Below are 238 nucleotides of genomic sequence, written 5' to 3' on the forward strand. Positions count from 1 at the left end.
TTTTTCCCTCGTTAACTGATTAGTTGTTTTAGTGTTGGGTGCTTGTCTTTATGCCAGTAGCAAGAATGTGGCACCGTAACGACCTGCTCACCATTTTTATAAACGGTTACTTCCATCGGATAACAGTCATCAATATCAATGAATTCACGCATAGCTTTAAGCGTTCCAAATTCGTGAACTTCATCTTTGTTCGGATCATCAAAGCAACGGTTAACCTCAAATGTGAAACGCATGAATT

Annotated in this window: 1 protein-coding gene; it reads right to left on the bottom strand. The window is 39.1% G+C overall.

Annotated features, from left to right (window positions below):
- Positions 1–11: 11 nt before the first annotated feature.
- The coding region (locus BLO31_RS23850) for a hypothetical protein (protein WP_175443215.1) at positions 12–238 on the bottom strand (227 nt) is incomplete at its 5' end.

The organism is Vibrio sonorensis, assembly GCF_001854765.1.
In the GTDB taxonomy this organism is placed as follows: Bacteria; Pseudomonadota; Gammaproteobacteria; order Enterobacterales; family Vibrionaceae; genus Vibrio; species Vibrio sonorensis.